The sequence below is a fragment of the Mangrovicella endophytica genome (assembly GCF_002893625.1).
Classification (GTDB): Bacteria; Pseudomonadota; Alphaproteobacteria; order Rhizobiales; family Rhizobiaceae; genus Mangrovicella; species Mangrovicella endophytica.
In genome coordinates this window covers 95,488-114,134 of the sequence record NZ_PKMZ01000005.1, presented here as the reverse complement: position 1 = coordinate 114,134, position 18,647 = coordinate 95,488, and the positions used below count along the sequence as shown (strand labels likewise).

The window sequence follows — 18,647 nt, the reverse complement described above, 5'->3', positions numbered from 1 at the left end:
ATGAAGCGTTAGTTGGAGGCGCCGGCGCCTCCGCACTTGCCGGTTTCGGTGTTGAAATTGCCGCAGGACATCGGCGCCCGCCAATCAGCGATCAGCGGCTTCGACTCCGGGAGGTAGTCCGACCACTCGTCGCCAAGAACGAGGCCGGGAGTCTCGTAAACGACCTCGAACTGGCCGTCGTCCTGGATCTCGCCGATCAGCACCGGCTTGGTGATGTGGTGGTTCGCGCCCATCGAGGAGTAGCCGCCGGTGAGGTTCGGCACGGACACGCCGACCATTGCGTCGATTACCTTGTCAGGATCGGTCGTGCCGGCCGCCTCGACCGCCTTCACCCACATGTTGAAGCCGATATAGTGGGCTTCCATCGGATCGTTGGTGACGCGCTTGTCGTTCTTGGTGAAGGCCTTCCACTTGGCGATGAACTCGGCATTGGCCGGGTTGTCGACCGACTGGAAGTAGTTCCAGGCCGCGAGGTGCCCGACCAACGGCTTGGTGTCGATGCCGGCCAGTTCCTCCTCGCCAACGGAGAAGGCGACGACCGGCGTGTCTTCGGCCGAAATGCCCTGGTTGGCGAGTTCCTTGTAGAAGGGCACATTGGCATCGCCGTTGACGGTCGAGACGACCGCGGTCTTCTTGCCGCCGGCGCCGAATTCCTTAATCGCGGAGACCTCGGTCTGCCAGTCGGAGAAGCCGAACGGCGTGTAGTTGACCTTGATGTCCTCCGCAGCGACGCCCTTGGCCTTGAGATAGGCCTCGAGGATCTTGTTGGTGGTGCGCGGGTAGACGTAGTCGGTACCCTCGAGCACCCAGCGCTCGACGCCCTCGTTCATCAGGTAGTCGACGGCCGGGATCGCCTGCTGGTTCGGCGCGGCGCCCGTGTAGAAGACGTTGCGCTCTGATTCCTCGCCCTCGTACTGCACGGGGTAGAAGAGGATCGAGTTCAGCTCCTTGAACACCGGCAGCACGGACTTGCGCGACACCGAGGTCCAGCAACCGAAGGTCGCTGCGACCTTCTGCTGGCTGATCAGCTCGCGCGCCTTCTCCGCAAAGAGCGGCCAGTCGGAAGCCGGATCGACCACGACCGGCTCGAGCTTCTTGCCGAGGAGACCGCCCTTCTTGTTCTGCTCGTCGATGAGCATGAGCATGGCGTCCTTCAGGGTCGTCTCCGAGATCGCCATCGTGCCCGACAGGGAGTGGAGGATGCCGACCTTGATCGTATCGCCCGAGGCGTCCTGCGCGAGGGCGGCGCCCCCGGTGGACAGGGCGGCAACCAGCGCCGCAGCGCTGCAGAACCCGTGGAAGCCTGACCTCATGTGCTCTCTCCAGCTGAACCTGCCCGCTTCGATGACCGGCGGGCTTCGCTGAAGGCTTCGCAAGCCTCGTGCCAGTTTGGCTCCGGCCGGCGCCAACTGCGACTGAGCTCATGAGAGGGTTGGCCGGACAGGCGCTCGGATACTGCAGGGCGACGCGGCGCTCGACTGACGCAGCAGGTGATTGAAGCGGCAGGACTGAGACTGCACAATAAATATGCAGCGCAGCTTCGGCGTGTGCTGCAATTTGCGTCTTCGCAACCGCCCCTTCAAACGTCCGACGGCGCCGAGTGGTTCGCCTTGCAGGCGTGCAGGCGTGCAGGCGTGAAGCCGAGGAGCTCAGATCGCGTCCTTGCGCTTCTCCGGCCAGTCGCAGTGCCATTCCTTGACGTGCCAGAGGGGGTGCTCGCCCGCCCAGTTCGCGACATAGGGCATGGCCAGCATCATGCATTGGTTCAGCGAGCCGCGGCTTTCGAAAGTCAGCCGCTGCTCCTTACAGGTCTCCGGCTGCGACAGCATGCAGACTGTCAGGATCAGGTCGATCATCATGGGTCCGGCATCCATCCTCGTGACGTGCAGGGCCCGATGCCGCGCACTGAACGAATTACGGCCGGAGCGGGGATTTGGATGCGCAGCCGCTAGCCGGGTGGATGTTTTTCCAGCCCGACGAGTGTCTGAAAGCGCTCCGAGGCGGAGCGAAATCCATGCTCACGCGAGCGGGACGAAGACCTCGCCCTTGCCGAGCACGGCCGTATCGCCACCGTAGCGGCGCATCGGCGCGCCGGTGATGAGCGGCATGCCGATGGCCGAACCCGAAAACGCCTTGGCCATCAGCCCGAGGATCAGAAGGTCGGCCGGACCGTTGTCGAGGAAGGTCGGCGAAAGGCCATCCGCGCCTCCCGCGAGAACCAGCGTGCCGCGCTTCATCAGCCGGCCGGCGCCAGGTCCGGCGCGACCGCCGACGACGAGCGTGCCGGCGATCATCCGGCTGCCGGCATGCTCGCCGGCATCGCCCGCGACGAGGATGGTGCCGCGCCGCAGCTTGTCGCCGGCGCGCGGACCAGCGCTGCCGAGGACGCGGATGAGCCCGCCGCTCATGCCGGCCATCTCGCCGGCAAGCGGACCCCCGAGGCGTTCCCCGGCATCGCCGGCAATGGTGATCGTCCCGCCGCTCATGCCGGAGCCCGCATGCGGGCCGGCCGAGCCTGCGATCGTCAACGTGCCGCCGGTCATGGCGCGACCGGCCCGAAAGCCGACGTCGCCTTCGACATGGACGGCGCCTGCGGAAAGCCCCTCACCCACCCGGTCGAAGCGCTCGGATCCGCCCTCGAGCCGGATCGAGGCGGTGTCACCTAGCGCGATGTCGAAGAGATCGCCGACGACGAGTAGCTCCTTCGTGGTGCCGATCGGCAGCACTGCAATGGCCATCTCCGACAGGCCGTCGAGCCGCCCCGGCACCAGGCTCGAAAGGTCGAGCCGCTGGTTTGGCTCGGCCTTCAGGGTGAAGGTCAGGCCGCTCATGGCGCGAGGTCCTTCAAGTGGAAATGATGGGGCCCGAGCTTGCCGCCATAGTTGCCGGCGGTCACCCGCAGGGCCCCTTCCTGGGGCCCGAGATCAACGACCGCCTTCAGGCCGACGCGCATGGCGTCGGCGACCGCGGCATAGGTCAGCCCATCGATGACGATCTCCAGCACCGAGCCGATATCGGGGCCAAGCGCGGAGTTGGTGACGCCCTTCAGCGTCGGGCAGAAGGCGTCGTTGGTGGAGGCCATCATACCCTTGTACTTGCCTCCGACCTTGGAGCCGGAGCGCACGACGCCGCCGGGAAAGGGCAGGATCACGTCCGGCACCTTGCGGATCGCCCGCACCGCCGCTTCCGCTGCCGCCATGGCCTGGCTGGCGCTGCCCGCCAGGAACAGGAGATTGCCGCCGCCGACCGCCTCCTTGGTGACGCCCGTGCGCGCCTCGCAGAGGAATTCGCCCTCCATCACCGGCATGCGCCAGTAGTGCTTGCCGCCGAACTTCTTGGAGATCTGCCAGCCATCGGCGAAGTAGCGGATCGCCGAACCGAGATCGATCTTCGTGTCGCTGTCGAGATCGGCGTAGCAGGCCGAGGACGGGCTGGTCAGGATGCACTGGCCGAGCCGCGTCGCGAGCTGCTTGGCGAGTCCGTCCGTGCTCATCGCGAAGATCAGGATGCGCACGCCGGGCCGGCCGTCAGGCGTCTCGTTCGGCGACAGCACCCGTGCGATGGCGGCCTCGCAGCCGCAGGCGATCACCGAGGTCGCGAACCCGGTGAAGGAGCGCGCCGCTTCCATCGCCCAGTGCTCGTTGACCGCCGTCACGACGATCGCCGTGCCACGCATTGGGAACGCTTCGGCAAACGTGTCGTCGATGACGATGCCGTTTCGGGTCAGCTCCGGCATGGCATCACCTTGAACGGATCATCACGGCCGAGCGCCCCGTCCGGCACCTCGAACCAGCGGGCGGGCAGGCCATAGCGATCGTCGAACCAGCGATCGAGGCGCCGCCCCATGGCGGGATCGGCATCGGGCTGCACCGTCAGCGCCCGGCCGTAGCGGCGCTTCACCACATGGCCGTCCTTCACCACGAGGTCCCCGTCCTTGAAGACGTAAGCGGCGCGCGCGAACATCTCGGCCTTGTCGTCATCCGGCCGGTAGACCGCGATGTCGGCAATGCCCCCGGCGCCGAGATGGCCGCGGTCGGCGGTGCCGAGCAGGCGGGCCGGCGCCGCACGCGTCATCACCGCAATCTCGTTCAGCGTATATTCGCGGTCGATCGCCTCCAGCGTCGTCATCGCCAGCGCCGCCTTCGGCAGCGTCTCGATCCAGGCCTGCCGCACGTCGCGGCTCATCAGCAGCGCGAAGATGTCGGGATAGGCGGTGAAGGGCGCGCCGTTCGGATGGTCGGTGGTGAAGAAGACCCGCGCCGGGTCCTCGATCAGGAGGAACAGCTCCAGCCCCACCGCCCATTGCAGCGCATGATAGTAGCTGGAGCGCTTGAAGTTCATCGGCACGACGCCGCCGCCATTCGCCTCGCCGTCGATGATCACCGACTTCTTCGGGCTGCCGGCCGGGCGGATGGTGAACTGGTTGAGCTCGTCGGAGGAGATCGTCACCGTCTGCCCGAACATCACCTGGCCGATATCGACGGTGACCTCCGGCGTGCGGTTGACGAGTTCGGCGAGCTGCGCCCCTTGCGAGGAGAAGGCGCGCTCCCCTTCCCGCCCGTAGCCGTAGAACTGCAGATGGGCGAGATGCAGCGGCACGCCTTCGGCAGCCTGGATCGTTGCGGTCGCCGCGTCCGCGCATTTGCCGGGCAGGCCGAGGTCGTTGCAGTGGACATGCAGGGGATGCGGCACGCCAAGCGCCGTCACCGCGCCCTGCAGCGTCTTCACGATCGCGCGCGAGGTCACACCATAGGACGGCACGACGTCGTCGAAGGAGAAGGAGCGGACATTTTCCTTGAATGCCGCCGAGCCACCGCCATTGATGCACTTGATGCCGAGCGAACGGGAGGCGCCCAGCGTCCAGGCGACATAGTCCTGGACCATCTGCGGCGACTCGCCGTCGCGGATCATCGACAGGAGGAAGTCGTCATTGCCGAGCACGACGAGCGTTGCCTTGTCGATGATCGGAATATCCGCGAGTTCTAGATGCGCATGCAGCGCCGAAGCCGGATTGGTTGCCGGCTCCACCACGGTGGTGAAGCCCATCGCCGCGTAGCGCAGGCCTGTCTCCTCCGTCGTCCAGCCGACCTGGTCGAGAGGCGTCTTCTTCGGCCGGGCCTGGAAGGCTTTGTGGAACTCAGGCAAGAGCAGGCGGGCCGTGTTCACGTTGCCGCCGGCGATGTGGGAGTGGATGTCGATCGCACCCGCCATGACGACAAGGCCTGTGCAGTCCACCGTCTCGTCCGCCGGGCGGCCGTCGGCGGGCGCCGCGACGATGACGCCGTCCTCGACAAAGACATCCTGAATCCCGTCGACGCCATTGGCGGGATCGACGACATGGCCGCCGCGCAAGACCGTCAGCATCAGGCCGCCTCCTCCGCCGCTGCGGGAGCACCGAGAGCCTCGGCGATCGCCGTCAGCACGCGCGCCGCCGAGGGCAGCTCCATGCCAGTGCGGGCGCCGGCCTCCGCAGTGAAAGGCGCAAAGCTCGCCATCCGCTCCTCAAAGAGCACGCCGTCATGATCGCGTCCGGCGGTCGCCACGGCGAAGGCGACGCGCGGTGTCGGGCTGCATGCTGACGGGTCCGGCACGAGCGCAATCACCGGCACCTCGCCCGTCCAGTCCGGTATTTCCGTCTCGAAATCGGCGAGCGCCGAGAGATAGACGACGAGATCGGTCTCGCCCGCCTGGACGAGGCGACGGGCGTCGTTGACCAGCGGATCATGCTCGGCAAAGCCCCGGCCGAAGCCGGTGCGCAGCGGCAGGCCCGTCGCGGCCGCGGCGATCTGCGCCGCGCCATAGGCCTGGCCGGGCCCCGTGCGCGACAGGCTGGTGAAGCGCGTCGTCCGGTTGAGGTCCACGACCAGCCCCGCCAGCGTCTCGACGTCGAGCGCGTCCAGCTCCTCGCAGGACCAGATGGCGCAGCCGAACTCTGCCCCGCCGAGCCACTCCGCGATCTCCCGCACCTTGGCGGTGCCGATCGCAGTCTCGCCGAAACGGCGATCGCCGAGCGCCGCACGGATGGCGGCGGCAATCGCCGGCAGCGCCTCATCCGGGCAGCGGACGGCCTCCACCGAAACCTCGTTCGGGAAGGCCGGCAGCACGTCGGGCGCGCCGAGCCAGAGAACGCGCCGCCCGGCTGCCTCGTCGCGGGCAGCGCGGCCGAGATCCGGCTGATGCGAGAACAGGAAGGACGGCAGCTCCGGCGCGCCGTCAAACGCGCCGCGGCCGATCACCAGCACCCGATCGGCACGGCGGCGCACCTCCGCTGGAGCCCCGAGGATCATCCCGTGCTCGGTCAAGGCCGACATATGCGCCTGAAGGGCCTGCGACGCGCCATGGTCGAGCACGGCCCCCGCCCCTTGCGCCAGACGGATTGCCGCCTTGATGCCGGCGACATCGCTCGCAAGGCCGGTGACGACCGGCAGACGGCTGGAACGGATGGCATCGGACGCTGCGGCGACGGCCTCCTCGAAGGAGGCGGACCTCCCCTCGATCCACGCTGTGCTCAAGAATCGCTTCTTTCTGATGCCCGGTGTCAGTCTAACCGACGCTGCGACGAGCGCAAATGCATCGTGTTACAAGGCTATGGAAGCCCTTCAGCGATCGTATTTGATGTAGGCGAAGCGGGGATCGTCCGGTGTCCCCGGCAGCGGACCGCCTTCCAGACCCGGCTGCCAGCCGACCACCTCCTCGATCTTGGCGGCAAGGGCGAAGTCGCTGTCGGTGATGCCCTTGGCCGAGTGAGTCGTCAGCCGCACTTCGACCCAGGCATAGGACGCGGTGATGTCCGGATGGTGGAAGGCGGCCTCGGCGAGGTGGCCAACCGTGTTGATCACCATCAGCGTGCCTTTCCATCCATGCGTCTTGTAGGTACGGCGGATCCAGCCGCCTTCGAAGCGCCATCGCGGCAGTTCCGCCGCCAGCCGCGCCTCGATCTCCACATCGCTATAGGTCTTCGCAGCCATCATCTTCTCCCTTGCCCGCCCCCGCCGATCCGAAATAAGAGGGTTCGGGCGCCCGACAATCAGGAAGATCGACTCTGGACGACGTCAGCGTCTCCGCGCCCGCCCGCCTTCATCTCGGTTTTCTCGATCCGGGCGGCCGCTCCGGCCGCCGTTTCGGCGGCATCGGCCTTGCGCTGGAGGCCCCGGCGACGCGGCTGGTGCTCTCGCGCGCCACCGAAGGCTCGGTCGAGGGACCCGAAAGCCCCCGCGCCCGTGCCTATCTGCAGCTGATGGAAGCGGCGCTCGACCTCGGGTCGCGGCACCGCATGGCGATCGAGGCAACCATTCCCGCCCATGCCGGTCTCGGCTCCGGCACGCAGCTGGCGCTGGCCGTGGCTACGGCGCTGCGCACCCTTCATGGCCTGCCAGCCGACCCTGATGGTGATGCAGCCCGGCTCGGCCGCGGCGCACGCTCCGGCGTCGGCTCCGGCTTCTTTTCCACCGGCGGACTCGTCGTCGACGGCGGCAAGGCCGACAGCTCGCTGGATTCGCGGGATCGCCCGCCACCGGTCGTCGCGCGTCTTGCCTTTCCGCCGGAGTGGCGCGTCATTCTCGTGCTGCACCACGGCACGGCCGGCCTGCATGGCGAGGCGGAGCTCGCCGCCTTCGCGGCGCTGCCGCCGTTTCCGCAGGAGGCGAGCGCCGAGATCTGCCGCCTCGTGCTGATGCAGGCCTTGCCGGGCATCGCCGAGCGCGATCTTGCGGCCTTCGGCGGCGCCATCACCACGATCCAGTCGATGGTGGGCGGCCATTTCGCGCCCGCACAGGGCGGCGTCTTCACCAGTCCGGCGGTCGCCCAGGCGATGCGCCACCTCGCCGAACGTGGCGCCACTGGCATCGGCCAGAGCTCGTGGGGCCCGACCGGCTTTGCCTTCGCGGAGAGCGTCGAGGCCGCCGAGGCGATGGTGGCCGGCGTCAGCGAGGCGATCGGCGACCCGGCGCTGGAGATCCGGATCGTGGCGGGACGCAACAGCGGCGCAGTGGTCGAGCGGCTGACCCGCCTCGCCGACGCTCACTGACATCAAGGCACAGGCCGGAGCGACCTGCACGGCGCTCGGCAAGGGATAACAACGGGGAAACACGATGAGCCAGAAGAACATCCTCCACATGCTGACGCCGCTGAAGCATGTCAGCCCCTTCGACGTGAACATGGGGCTCGATGCCGGCTACGACGCCGTCGTCCCCTATGAGGAGGTCGAGCTTTCCGAGGTCGGTGACCTCGTGCAGGATGCGATCTTCTCGCGGCCGCCGAAATGGGGCGTCTCGACCGGCATCTTCATCGGCGGCGACGACGCCGTGCTCGCGCTCGAGATGATCGACAAGGCCAAGGCCGCCCTCGTGCCGCCCTTCGGCGCCAACATCTTCGCCGACCCGGCCGGCTCCTTCACCACCGCCGCGGCGATGGTCGCCTGCGTGGAAAAGGTGCTGAAGGACAAGAAGGGGCGCTCGCTCGACGGCCTGCAGATCGCGGTCTTCGGCGCCACCGGCGTGGTCGGCTACTGCGCGGCGGTGATCGCGGCGCTGGAAGGCGCCAAGGTGACGATGGTCGGCTATAGCGGCCTTGCCCGTGTCGAGGAGCGCGCCCGGCAGATCAACGAGCGCTTCGGCGTCATGGTCGACATCGCCGACGGCTCGACGCGCGACAAGAACACCGCCGCCGTGCATGAGGCCGAGGTTGTCTTCGCCGCCGCCAAGGCCGGCGTTCGCGTTCTGGACGCCAGCCAGCTGGCCGAGGCGCCGAAGCTGTTGGCAGCCGCTGACGTCAATGCCGTGCCGCCCTCCGGCATCGAGGGGATCGACGTCTTCGACAATGGCAAGCTGATCGGCGCGACGCAGGCGCTCGGCGTCGGCGCGCTCGCCATCGGCAACGTCAAGTATCAGACCGAGTCAGGCCTGTTCCGCCGCATGATCGAAGCTGACAAGCCGCAGGTGCTCGACTTCCGCGACGCCTTCGAGCTGGCGCGCACGCTGGTGCCTGCCTCGTCCTGACGCCATGCCCGACATCCTGATCGCGACCTTCTCCGGCCGACCGCTCGCCGCCTCCGCACGGCGCGCCGGTTATCGCCCGTTCGTCGCCGACATCTTTGCCGACAACGACCTTCGTGATCTCGCGGCGGGCTTCCGCACGGTCGCGGGGGACTTCGTCGACGGCATCGACGGCGGCTCGCTCATGCGCGCGCTGGAGGAGCTTGCCGCGATCAGCGATCCCGTCGGGCTCGTGCTCGGGCCCGGCTTCGAGGATCGCCCCGAGCTCATCGAGGCTGTCGCAGCGCGATGGCGCCTTCTCGGCAACGATGCCGCGGCACACCGCAGCCTCAAGGATCCGGAGCGCTTCGCCGCCATTTGCGCCGCCAACGGCATCCGCCACCCGGAGATCCGACGGACGCCCCCGGTGAAGGAAAACGGTGGCGAGGAGTGGCTCAGCAAGCGCGCCGGCGCGGCCGGCGGCCTCCACATCGGCATGCCCGGCAGCCGCGATCCGGCGCCGGACCGCTACTATCAGCGCCGCATGCCGGGCGCCTCCGTGTCCGCGCTGTTCGTTGCGGCCAAGGGCGAGGCACGCCTGCTCGGCTTTTCGCGCCAATGGGCGGCGCCGACGCCGGACCAGCCCTTCCGCTTCGGCGGCGCCTGCGGACCGGTGACGCTGCCGCCGGAGACAGCCGCAGCCATGGCACGAGCTGTCGGCGTCATGGCGCGGGAGGCGGGACTTGTCGGGCTCGGCAGCGCCGACTTCCTGCTGGAGGACGGCGCCGAACCGATCCTCCTCGAGATCAATCCGCGCCCTGGCGCATCGCTCGACGTCTTCGACCACGGCGAGCCGCCGCTCTTTGCCATGCATCTCTCCGCCTGCGACGGCCTGCTGCCTTCGTCCGGCATAGGTGGGCTCGATGGGCAGGTGCGCGCCTGCGGCTATGTCTATCTCGAAGAGGACGTGGCAAGGATCGGCGCCGCCGGATGGCCGGACTGGGTGGCGGACCGGCCGGTGCCGGGTACCCTCATCCGCCTCGGCGAGCCGGTCTGCACCCTCAGTGCCACAGCAAGTTCGCCCGAGGCGGCGATGGCGCTGCTCGCGGCCCGCACAGATGAAATCCACTCTCAGATGGGGACGATCCGCGATGAGTGATCCGCAGAAACCCTCCCAGAAGCCATCGGTCAACCGCGGCGTTAAGCACCTCGTGGAGCGGCTGATCGCCTGCCAGGCCGAGCTGCGGGTCGCCTGTTCCAAAGGCGCCGCCGGCGAGACGGTGATCGATGCCGGCGCCGGCGTGCGCGGCAGCCTGGAGGCCGGCCGGCTGCTCGGGGAGATCTGCCTCGGCGGACTCGGCCGCGTCACCCTGGGCGCCTCCGAAACGCTGGCGCGCTGGCCTTGGAGCCTCACCGTCACGACCTCGCAGCCGGTGATCGCCTGCCTCGGGAGCCAGTATGCCGGCTGGCAGCTGACCAGTGGCGAGGGCAAGGGCGCCTACTTCTCGATGGGCTCCGGCCCGGCCCGCGCGCTCGCCGGCAAGGAGGAGATCTTCCGCGACATCGCCTATGCCGATGTCAGCGACGCAGCCGTCCTGGTTCTGGAGACAGGCGCCGCGCCGCCGGAAGAGCTGGTGCGCCGCATCGCCCGCGACTGTGACGTCGCGCCGGAGGCCCTCACCATCCTCTACGCGCCGACCCAGAGTCTCGCCGGCACGGTGCAGATCGTCGCCCGCATCGTCGAGGTGGCGCTGCACAAGGCGCATGCGCTGAAATTCGACATGAGCCGCATCCTGGAAGGCGCCGGCACCGCGCCCTTGCCGCCGCCGCATCCGGACTTCGTCACCGCCATGGGCCGCACCAATGATGCGGTGATCTATGGCGGGCGCGTGCAACTCCACGTCTCCGGCCCGGCCGACGACGCCCGCGAGCTCGCCCGCATGCTGCCGAGCAGCAACGCCGCCGATTTCGGCCAGCCCTTCGGCGACATCTTCCGCGCCTACAAGGGCGACTTCTACAAGATCGACCCGATGCTGTTCTCGCCGGCCGAAGTGTCGGTCGTCGCCGTCGATAGCGGCGAGACCTTCCGCGGCGGCGCGGTCGAGCCGACGCTGATCGATGCCTGCTTCGGCTGAGACTGTGGCGCTGCGCCGCGCATCTCTGCCCGCGCCGCGCATCGCCCTTGTCACCGCCGACATGGACCGCCATGCGCGGGAAATGCTGAAGGCATTCCGCGCCGCCGGCGCCGAGGTCTTTCCGGTCGAGCTGGCCGAGATCGCCTTCGATACGCAGGCGCCAAGCGGTCTGATCCTGCCGCATTTCGGCGCGACGCTGCCGGACGCAGTCTGTGTGAGGACGCTCGATGCCGGCAGCTTCGAGCAGGTGACGCGCCGCCTCGGCATCCTGCATGCGCTGCAGGCGCTCGGGATCTTCGTGTCGAACGACGCGCGGGCGATCGAGCGCTGCGTCGACAAGTCGATGACGAGCTTCCTCCTGGCCCGTGCCGGCCTGCCGAGCCCGCGCAGCTGGGCGGTGGAAACGGCGGCGGAAGCCGCGGCAATCCTCTCTGCCGAGCCGGGACCGCTCGTGTTGAAGCCGCTCTTCGGAGCGCAGGGCAAGGGGTTGAAGCTGATCCGCAGCAGCGACGAGCTGCCGGCTCCGGACGACATCGGCGGCGTCTACTATCTCCAGCGTTTTGCCGGCCGCCAAGGCGAGGACGGCCGCTGGAGCGACTATCGAATCCTCGTCTCGGAGGGGCGCGTCGCAGCGCGCATGGTCCGTCGCGCCGGCGGCTGGATCACCAACATCAAGCAGGGCGCCGAAGGCTTTGCCATGGCGCCGGATGCGACGCTGGACGAGCTCGCCATTGCCGCCGCCGCTGCGGTCGGCGCCGATTTCTGCGGCGTCGACCTCCTGCACGACGCCGAGGGACACCCGCAGGTGATCGAGGTCAACTCCATGCCGGCCTGGTCGGGGCTGAAGCGGGCAAGCGGCGTCGACGTCGCGGCGGTTCGCGCCCGCGATCTGCTCGCTCGATTGCACGAGCGGCGCCCTCCATCCGCCGCGGACAGGCTGGCGTGCGCCGGATGAGCCTGTCGCAGGTTCTGGTGGCCGAAGCCTTCGAGGCGGCCTGCCTCGCCGAACTCGAGGCGCTCAAGCCCGGCAATGTCCACCGCCACGCATCGGGCCATGGCATGGATGCGGCCCATTTCGAAGCAGCAGCAGCAGCAGCAGCCCCGTTCATCGCCGCGAAGAGCACACGCATCGGCACGCGCATTCTCGGCGCCGTGCGTGCAAGTTGGGCCGCGACCGGCCTCAACACCAATCTCGGCATCCTCCTCCTCTGCGCGCCGCTTGCCGCGGCAGCCGAGCAGGTGGCACCGTCCGGCGACCCTGGTGCAGACGCCGATGCGCTTCGCGCCGCCGTCCGTGCCGTTCTGGGCGCTCTCGGCGAGCAGGATGCCGCCGATGTGTTTGCGGCGATTGCGCTGGCCTCGCCCGGCGGGCTCGGCACCGCGCCGGAGCACGACGTGCATGCACCGCCCGCGATCGGCCTGGTCAAGGCCATGCAAGTCGCCGAATCACGCGACCTCGTCGCGCGGCAATATGCCGGTGGCTATGCGGAAATCTGGCGCGTCGGCCTGCCCTGTCTCCTGAACGAGGAGGGGCGGCCGGCGACGGACAGCTGGGCAACGATCCGCTGCTTCCTCGCCTTCGCCGGCGCCTTTCCGGACAGCCACATCGCCCGCAAGTACGGTGCTGAGGTCGCTGCGGACGTGCAGCGACGCATGCAGACTATGGGTAAACACCTGAAAGCGCATGACCATTCGCAGCACGCTCTGGCTTTGCTTGCGAGTCTGGACGCCGAGTTGAAGGCCGAGCGCCTCAATCCCGGCACCTCGGCCGATCTCACCGTCGCCACGCTCTTCATCGCGAAGCTGCTGGAGAGCCTTGCACAACCGGGGCGCTGATGGTTGACTGGCGCGCAACGGAGGGCCATCACCCTCCGCAGCTATCTGGCCAACCGATCCTCTCCAGGATGCTGCCAACAAGGATAGCCGAAAAAGCTTGGCTGCTCAGCCGGGCTGCTGGGGGACGTGTGCGCGCCTCCACAAGGAGGGGCTCGTCGCGCGACTTTCGGTATCGGACCATCTCGGACCGTCTCGGCCACCCCGGCCGGGAGGATGTCGGGGTAACGAAACGCGATTGAAGGAGGAAGGCCATATGGCGGTAATCAATAAGGTCATGGTCGGTGAATCGCTGGTTGGCGAGGGCAACGAAGTCGCCCACATCGATCTCATCATCGGACCCCGCGGCAGCGCGGTCGAAGCAGCGTTCTGCAACTCGCTGACGAACAACAAGGACGGCTTCACCACCCTTCTCGCGGTGGTCGCGCCGAACCTACCGTGCAAGCCGAACACGGTTATGTTCAACAAGGTCACCATCAAGGGCGCCAAGCAGGCCGTCCAGATGTTCGGCCCGGCCCAGACCGCCGTCGCGCGCGCCGTCGCCGACAGCGTCGAGAAGGGCATCATCCCGGCTTCGGAAGCCGACGACGTGTTCATCTGCGTCGGCGTCTTCATCCACTGGGAAGCCGCGGACGACGCCAAGATCCGCGACTACAACTATCAGGCGACGATGGAGTCGATCGAGCGCGCCGTGAAGGGCACGCCGACGGCGGCCGAGGTCGTCAGCAGGAAGGGCTCCGCAGCCCACCCGTTCGCCGGCGCCTAGACACGAAACCATCCCGGGGAAGAACAGCCGGCGATGAAAGCCGGCCTTCTCCGGCGATTGGCCGCCAAGTTCGGGTTCCAGTAGAGATGCGTCGCGAAAAGGGGCTCCGGCCCCTTTTCCATTCCGGCGGCGGGATCGCTCCCGCCGCTCACCGCATGACAGTCCGACAGCGCGGCCTGCGCCGCATGGGCCGGGAGCGTTCCGCGCATCCCGGCCGATCGGCGGCCGTCCCTGAGACGGGCCGCCGCGCGCCGGCCTCAGGCCGAGCCGACGCCCGGCTTTGCCGGCATGAATCGCTGCAGCGCCGCACCATCCAGCCGCCCGTCGTGCAGGGCCGAGGCGACCAGCACGCCGGCAATTCCGAGATCAGCCAGCGCCTTCAGGTCTTGCGGCCCACGCACGCCGCCGGCGGCATAGACACGCCGGCCGCCAGCCCGTTTTTGGATCGCCGCCAGCGTCTCCAGCTCCGGCCCGGCACCGCTGCCGACTTTAGCGAGCGTCATGACGATCACCGCCTGCGGCCACAGATCGGCATTTTCCAGAACCTCCGGTGCTCCGAGGAACGCGGCACCGCGGAAATCCAGCGACAGCACGACCCGCGGCTCACCGCGAAGGCGTTGCAGCGTATCGGCCGAGCCCAGCGTCTCACTGCCGATGACAGCGACCGTGCGCTCGAACGACAGCACGTTCAGCACGTCCGCCTCGTCGCGGAGGCCGGCATCGATCCAGAGCCGACAGCCCGGCAGGCAGGCTGCGACGGCGTCGATGGCCGCTTGATCGGGCGCGCCGCCGGCAATGGCGTCCAGATCGGCGAGATAAAAGGCGCCGAACGGAGCCAGTCGCTTGAGCCCGCGCGCGACCTCCGCCGGGGCGGCGCTTGCCGCCAGCGGCGTGACGATCGGGCGATAGTGCTCGCGGTGGCCCATCTTCCCGCGTACGACCACTCCGCCCTTGAGGTCGAGAACAGGTATGATCTCCAGCGTCGCGCCGTCGGTCGGCGCAGGGAACGCATCAACAGGATCTGACGGCATGGCGAGAACGCTTGGGTTTGATGTCGGCGGCGCGCATCTGAAGGCAGCGCTCGCGGAAGGCAAGCGCATCCTGCGGGTCTGGCAGCTCCCGACGCCGATCTGGACCGGCCTCGAGCATCTCGACAGGGCGCTCGAAACGATCCTGTCGGAGGCAACCGCTTCCGGTCCGATCGCACGTCACGCGGTGACCATGACAGGCGAACTCTCCGACATCTTCGCCGACCGCGCCGAGGGCGTCGAGCGGCTGACGGGGATCCTTGCCGGTCGCCTCGGCGAGGAGCTTGCGATCTATGCGGGACCCGACGGCTTCGTCGCGCCGGATGCCGCCACCCGGCACGTGCGCAGCATCGGTTCGGCCAACTGGCATGCGAGCGCCGCGCTTGCTGCGGCATCCCTCGACGAGGCGCTGTTCGTCGACATGGGCTCAACGACGACGGACATCATCCCGGTGAGCGGCGGCAAGGTCTGCGCCGCTGGCTATACCGACGCCGAGCGGCTGCTCACCGGCGAGCTGATCTATCAGGGCTATACGCGCACCGCTTTGATGGCCGTTGCCGCGCATGTTCCCGTCGATGGTCGGGCCACGGCGGTGATGAACGAGTATTTCGCCACGATGGCGGACGTGCAGCGCCTGACGGACACGCTGGACGAGGCCGACGACCTGCATCCGGCGGCCGATGGCAAGGCCAAGACGGTGGCGGGATCGCAGGCCCGCCTCGCCCGCATGGTCGGCCGCGATGCTGCGGAGAGCGCGGACGAGGCGTGGGAGCGGCTCGCCTGGGTATTTGCCGAAGCGCAGCTGCGCCATCTGCATGACGGCGTCCTGCAGGTGCTGTCGCGCCTCATTCTCAGCGACGAGGCGCCGGTGGTGATCGCCGGCACCGGCCGGCCGGTGCTGCGGCGGCTGGCGGCGCGGCTGAACCGCGGCGTCGTCGACTATTCCGACCTGTTCGACTGCGCGCGCGATGCCCGCGAAGCGCTGAGCCGCGCCGGTCCGGCTGCAGCAGTAGCGGTGCTTGCAACGAGCGTTGGCTGAACACGGCCTTTGCAAGTCCTGCCGCTGGCGGCATCCATCCGCCGGGCGCCGGCGTCATGCACCGTCTGCGGCATCCTCAAGGATGGCGAGGTGCTCGATCACCTTCTCGAGCAGCCAGTAGAAGGCCTGCTGCTCGTCCGGACCCGCCGTCTTGTCGACGGCGATCTTCAGATAGGCGATCTCGTCCTCGATCTTTGCCGCCGGCAGCATGTGAAGGCGGCTGACGAGGATCGCCGCCTCCAGCACCGCCGCCTTGGCGCGATTCATCCCCTGGAACGGCCGATGCTGCCCGGACGCGGCGACGCGGCAATGGAAGCGCGGCCGCGTCGTGTCCTCCTCCACGCGCACCACTGCCAGCACGTCATGGGCGAGCGCCGCCTCCAGCCGTGGCACGGCGCAGCCCTCCACCGCCACCAGCGGCCAGTCGCGCCGTCCCGTCAGGCAGCCCGCGAAGATCTTTGCCTCGTCCGTGTAGTTGGCGACGGCGACGCCGGTTTCGCGAAGGTTCTCCAGCGTCCGCGACGGGTGGAACGGCGCGATGATCCAGCCCTCGCCGTCCTCGATGATGCCGAGCGGCGCGATGTGCACAGTGCCGTCCGACCCGGCCGTCGTCAGGATGGTCTCGCGTATGAAGGGCATGGCGGCTACTCCATTTCTCCCGCGGGCTCTCCCGCCGGCTCGACGCCTGGCGCGTCATCCCCGGCATCCGGCTCCCTCAGGTCCGCGCGCGGCGCAGCCGGCTCCGCATCGGTGCCGACCGGCTTCTTTCCCGCCTTCAGCGTATGGCCGGCGGCCTCGAGGCGGGTGCGGTCCTCCTCGCGCTTGTCGAGCGCCACGCCGAAGTCGATCGGCTCGTCCTGGGCGTAGCGCTTGCCGAGGCGCCAGGCGATCTCGGCCTTCTGCAGCTCCGCACCGAGATAGAAGGCGTGGGCGGGATCACCTTCGACTCCCAGTTCGGGGAAGAACTCGAAGGCGTCCGTCTGCACCACATGGACGTCCTTGTTGTAGAGGTGGATGCCGTCCACCGCCGTCTCGATCCGGTAGTTTCGGTCCCGCACCTCGGCCGCCTGCGCGGCGAGTTCGTCCGGACTTGCGGCGAAGGGCTTGACGTCGTGGATCTGCAGCAGTCCCGCGGAATAGCCGCGCGGCAAGGCGCCATCCTCACGCGCGGCGAAGAACAGCCGCCGGGCGGCATCGTGCTCCTCGATGGTGCGGCGCGTGTGCGGGCTGACATGCACGACGAGGAGGTTGCGGATGGTGAGCTCGGAGCAGATGCCGAGCAGCATCGCCGTGATGCCGGACGTATCGGCATCGGTCAGCTCCGTCAGGTTACCGGTTCCCATCAGCATCTCGATCGAGGGATGCGCGCGGCGGACCTGATGATAGCGCATGAGGGAGTCGGCAAAGCCGAAATGGATCGGGTCGAGGATCGGATCGGCCATGAAGGCGATGCCCATCGCGCTCGCCTTTTCGATGGCGCGATCAAGCGAGGCCATGTCATGCAGGCGTGCCGGGATCAAGATCGGCACCGCGGCGCCCTCGTGCGCGATATCGAGCGTCTCCTCGGTGAGGCTGAGCAGGAAGTCGGCGCCGGCGCGCGTGGCGCGGGAGAGTTCCGACGGATTGGCGGAATCGACACTGACGGAGAGGCCAGCGTCCTTCAGCGCGGCGATCGCTTCCTCCAGATGCGGGAAGGGCGTATCGGGCAGGCAGCCCAGATCGATCACATCGGCGCCGGCGGCGGCCATCCGAAGCCCGCGGGCAAAGATCGCCTCGACATCCAGTGCCGAGGCATCGACGATTTCGGCGAAAATGCGGGTGTCGTGGCGGGACAGATCCGGCGGCGCGCCCTTGCGGCCGAGAAAGCCGGGCAGGTCCACCAATTCGTCCGGCCCGCGCGTGAACGGAACGCCAAAGCTCGCAGACAGCCGATCAAGATCGGCGCGGCAGCGACCGGGCACAATGATCCTGTCGGCGTCCACCGGCCTCGGCAGCCGGCGTTCGATGATCTCGCCGGTCGCGAGCGCCGCCACTTTCACCCCGATATCCGCGATCGACCACGAAAATGCGGTTTCGCCGAGGCTCTGCAGCACCCGTTCCAGGCGCGGCCGGGCGAGATGCCCGGTGAGAAAGAGCAGCCGCTCGCGCTCCATCAGCAGCGCCGGCTTGGCAGGCGATCCGGTGGCGGGATGGTCACGGCGTCGCCTCCGCGGAGGCCGTGCTGGTCCGGCGCGCGACGCTGCCGGGCACCATGCCTTCGGCGAGCCGCCGTCCGGCCGAGCCGAGCGCCGCCGGGCCGGCCAGGCTCAACGCCACCGTCTCGGGAAGCATCTGCACGAAGGCTTCGTCCACCATACGTGCCCGCGACAGGCTCTCGATCGTTGCATCCTTCGGCAGGTCGATCTGCTTGACCAGCAGCAGCCGCGGCGCCTTCAGCCGCCGCGCCAGCCAGGCAGCGAGGCTGTCGGATGTGACGCTCCAGTCCTGCGGCAGGTCCGGATCGTCGAAGAGCATCGCACTCGGCATCCACACCGGAATGCGGTCCGCGGCCAAGGCTTGGGCGATCGCCTCCTCCGAAGCGGCGGCAACCAGCCGCCGTCCCCGACTGACCAGCGCATAGCCGAACTGCTCCATCGCCAGGATCGCCATGCGATGCGCGGCGGCATCGTCATAGCCGATCGGCGACTGATTGTTGCGCACGGCATCCGCAAAGGGGCCGCCGCCCGGCACGATCACCAGCGGCGTCCGGCTTTCTTCCAAAGCCTGTATCCAGCGCGGCAGGTCGCCCGAACGCGCGAGGCTGCCGCCGATTTTGACTACCAGTACATCCATGTCGTGCCGTCCCGCGGCCTTTCCCTCAACGTCCCGTCGACG

Annotated in this window: 19 protein-coding genes; 8 read left to right on the top strand and 11 right to left on the bottom strand. The window is 68.4% G+C overall.

What is annotated here, in order from left to right:
- Positions 1-8: 8 nt before the first annotated feature.
- The 7 genes from urtA to C0R46_RS13305 all read right to left on the bottom strand — a co-directional run bounded on the left by urtA (position 9) and on the right by C0R46_RS13305 (position 6,968).
- Positions 9-1,313, bottom strand: coding sequence for an urea ABC transporter substrate-binding protein (gene urtA / locus C0R46_RS13335; RefSeq protein WP_102960135.1), 1,305 nt, complete (start codon positions 1,311-1,313; stop codon positions 9-11).
- Between the two features lie 336 nt (positions 1,314-1,649).
- On the bottom strand, positions 1,650-1,859 hold the full coding sequence (locus C0R46_RS13330; protein ID WP_102960134.1) for a hypothetical protein: 210 nt from the start codon (positions 1,857-1,859) through the stop codon (positions 1,650-1,652).
- 159 nt (positions 1,860-2,018) lie between these two features.
- On the bottom strand, positions 2,019-2,831 hold the full coding sequence (locus C0R46_RS13325) for a formylmethanofuran dehydrogenase subunit C (protein ID WP_102960133.1): 813 nt from the start codon (positions 2,829-2,831) through the stop codon (positions 2,019-2,021).
- Positions 2,828-3,736 carry a formylmethanofuran--tetrahydromethanopterin N-formyltransferase gene (fhcD, locus tag C0R46_RS13320; protein WP_102960132.1) on the bottom strand — a complete coding sequence of 303 codons (909 nt, stop codon included), beginning with the start codon at positions 3,734-3,736 and terminating at the stop codon, positions 2,828-2,830. The genes C0R46_RS13325 and fhcD overlap by 4 nt, the downstream gene beginning before the upstream one ends.
- Positions 3,724-5,364 (bottom strand): formylmethanofuran dehydrogenase subunit A, encoded by a 1,641-nt coding sequence (locus tag C0R46_RS13315; RefSeq protein ID WP_102960131.1) that lies wholly within the window; start codon positions 5,362-5,364, stop codon positions 3,724-3,726. The genes fhcD and C0R46_RS13315 overlap by 13 nt, the downstream gene beginning before the upstream one ends.
- The gene (locus C0R46_RS13310) at positions 5,364-6,512 is read right to left on the bottom strand and encodes a molybdopterin-binding domain-containing protein (protein WP_102960130.1); all 1,149 of its coding nucleotides are present in this window, start codon (positions 6,510-6,512) and stop codon (positions 5,364-5,366) included. The genes C0R46_RS13315 and C0R46_RS13310 overlap by 1 nt, the downstream gene beginning before the upstream one ends.
- A gap of 87 nt (positions 6,513-6,599) precedes the next feature.
- Positions 6,600-6,968, bottom strand: a complete 369-nt coding sequence (locus C0R46_RS13305) for a 4a-hydroxytetrahydrobiopterin dehydratase (RefSeq protein ID WP_102960129.1) — start codon at positions 6,966-6,968, stop codon at positions 6,600-6,602.
- A 74-nt stretch (positions 6,969-7,042) separates the two neighbouring features.
- Between C0R46_RS13305 and C0R46_RS13300 the strand changes: the two genes are divergently transcribed.
- From C0R46_RS13300 to fae, 7 genes are all read left to right on the top strand, one after another.
- Positions 7,043-8,026 (top strand): beta-ribofuranosylaminobenzene 5'-phosphate synthase family protein, encoded by a 984-nt coding sequence (locus tag C0R46_RS13300; protein WP_102960128.1) that lies wholly within the window; start codon positions 7,043-7,045, stop codon positions 8,024-8,026.
- A 64-nt stretch (positions 8,027-8,090) separates the two neighbouring features.
- Positions 8,091-8,996 carry an NAD(P)-dependent methylenetetrahydromethanopterin dehydrogenase gene (locus C0R46_RS13295; RefSeq protein WP_102960127.1) on the top strand — a complete coding sequence of 302 codons (906 nt, stop codon included), beginning with the start codon at positions 8,091-8,093 and terminating at the stop codon, positions 8,994-8,996.
- Positions 8,997-9,000: 4 nt separating this feature from the next.
- Positions 9,001-10,131, top strand: a complete 1,131-nt coding sequence (locus C0R46_RS13290) for an ATP-grasp domain-containing protein (protein ID WP_102960126.1) — start codon at positions 9,001-9,003, stop codon at positions 10,129-10,131.
- Entirely contained in the window at positions 10,124-11,107 is a 984-nt protein-coding gene (gene mch / locus C0R46_RS13285; RefSeq protein WP_102960125.1) for a methenyltetrahydromethanopterin cyclohydrolase, read from the top strand. Before C0R46_RS13290 ends, mch begins: the two co-directional genes overlap by 8 nt.
- On the top strand, positions 11,091-12,062 hold the full coding sequence (locus C0R46_RS13280; protein ID WP_102960124.1) for an ATP-grasp domain-containing protein: 972 nt from the start codon (positions 11,091-11,093) through the stop codon (positions 12,060-12,062). Before mch ends, C0R46_RS13280 begins: the two co-directional genes overlap by 17 nt.
- Positions 12,059-12,943 (top strand): triphosphoribosyl-dephospho-CoA synthase, encoded by an 885-nt coding sequence (locus C0R46_RS13275; protein ID WP_198598328.1) that lies wholly within the window; start codon positions 12,059-12,061, stop codon positions 12,941-12,943. The genes C0R46_RS13280 and C0R46_RS13275 overlap by 4 nt, the downstream gene beginning before the upstream one ends.
- 253 nt (positions 12,944-13,196) lie before the next feature.
- Positions 13,197-13,706, top strand: a complete 510-nt coding sequence (gene fae, locus C0R46_RS13270; protein WP_102960123.1) for a formaldehyde-activating enzyme — start codon at positions 13,197-13,199, stop codon at positions 13,704-13,706.
- Positions 13,707-13,963: 257 nt separating this feature from the next.
- On the opposite strand, the gene C0R46_RS13265 is transcribed toward fae, so the two are convergent.
- Positions 13,964-14,737, bottom strand: a complete 774-nt coding sequence (locus tag C0R46_RS13265; protein WP_102960263.1) for a HisA/HisF-related TIM barrel protein — start codon at positions 14,735-14,737, stop codon at positions 13,964-13,966.
- Between C0R46_RS13265 and C0R46_RS13260 the strand changes: the two genes are divergently transcribed.
- Complete coding sequence (locus C0R46_RS13260) at positions 14,736-15,773, top strand: hydantoinase/oxoprolinase family protein (protein WP_245413573.1); 1,038 nt, start codon at positions 14,736-14,738, stop codon at positions 15,771-15,773. The genes C0R46_RS13265 and C0R46_RS13260 overlap by 2 nt on opposite strands.
- Positions 15,774-15,827: 54 nt before the next feature.
- On the opposite strand, the gene C0R46_RS13255 is transcribed toward C0R46_RS13260, so the two are convergent.
- From C0R46_RS13255 to C0R46_RS13245, 3 genes are read right to left on the bottom strand one after another with little or no spacing between them, the layout of a single operon-like run.
- A complete protein-coding gene (locus tag C0R46_RS13255; RefSeq protein WP_102960121.1) occupies positions 15,828-16,412 on the bottom strand; it encodes a DUF447 domain-containing protein in 585 nt (194 codons plus the stop codon).
- A 5-nt stretch (positions 16,413-16,417) separates the two neighbouring features.
- Complete coding sequence (locus tag C0R46_RS13250) at positions 16,418-17,926, bottom strand: DUF6513 domain-containing protein (RefSeq protein WP_425349886.1); 1,509 nt, start codon at positions 17,924-17,926, stop codon at positions 16,418-16,420.
- Between the two features lie 40 nt (positions 17,927-17,966).
- Positions 17,967-18,605 (bottom strand): amino acid kinase family protein, encoded by a 639-nt coding sequence (locus C0R46_RS13245; protein ID WP_102960120.1) that lies wholly within the window; start codon positions 18,603-18,605, stop codon positions 17,967-17,969.
- Positions 18,606-18,647: the final 42 nt, after the last annotated feature.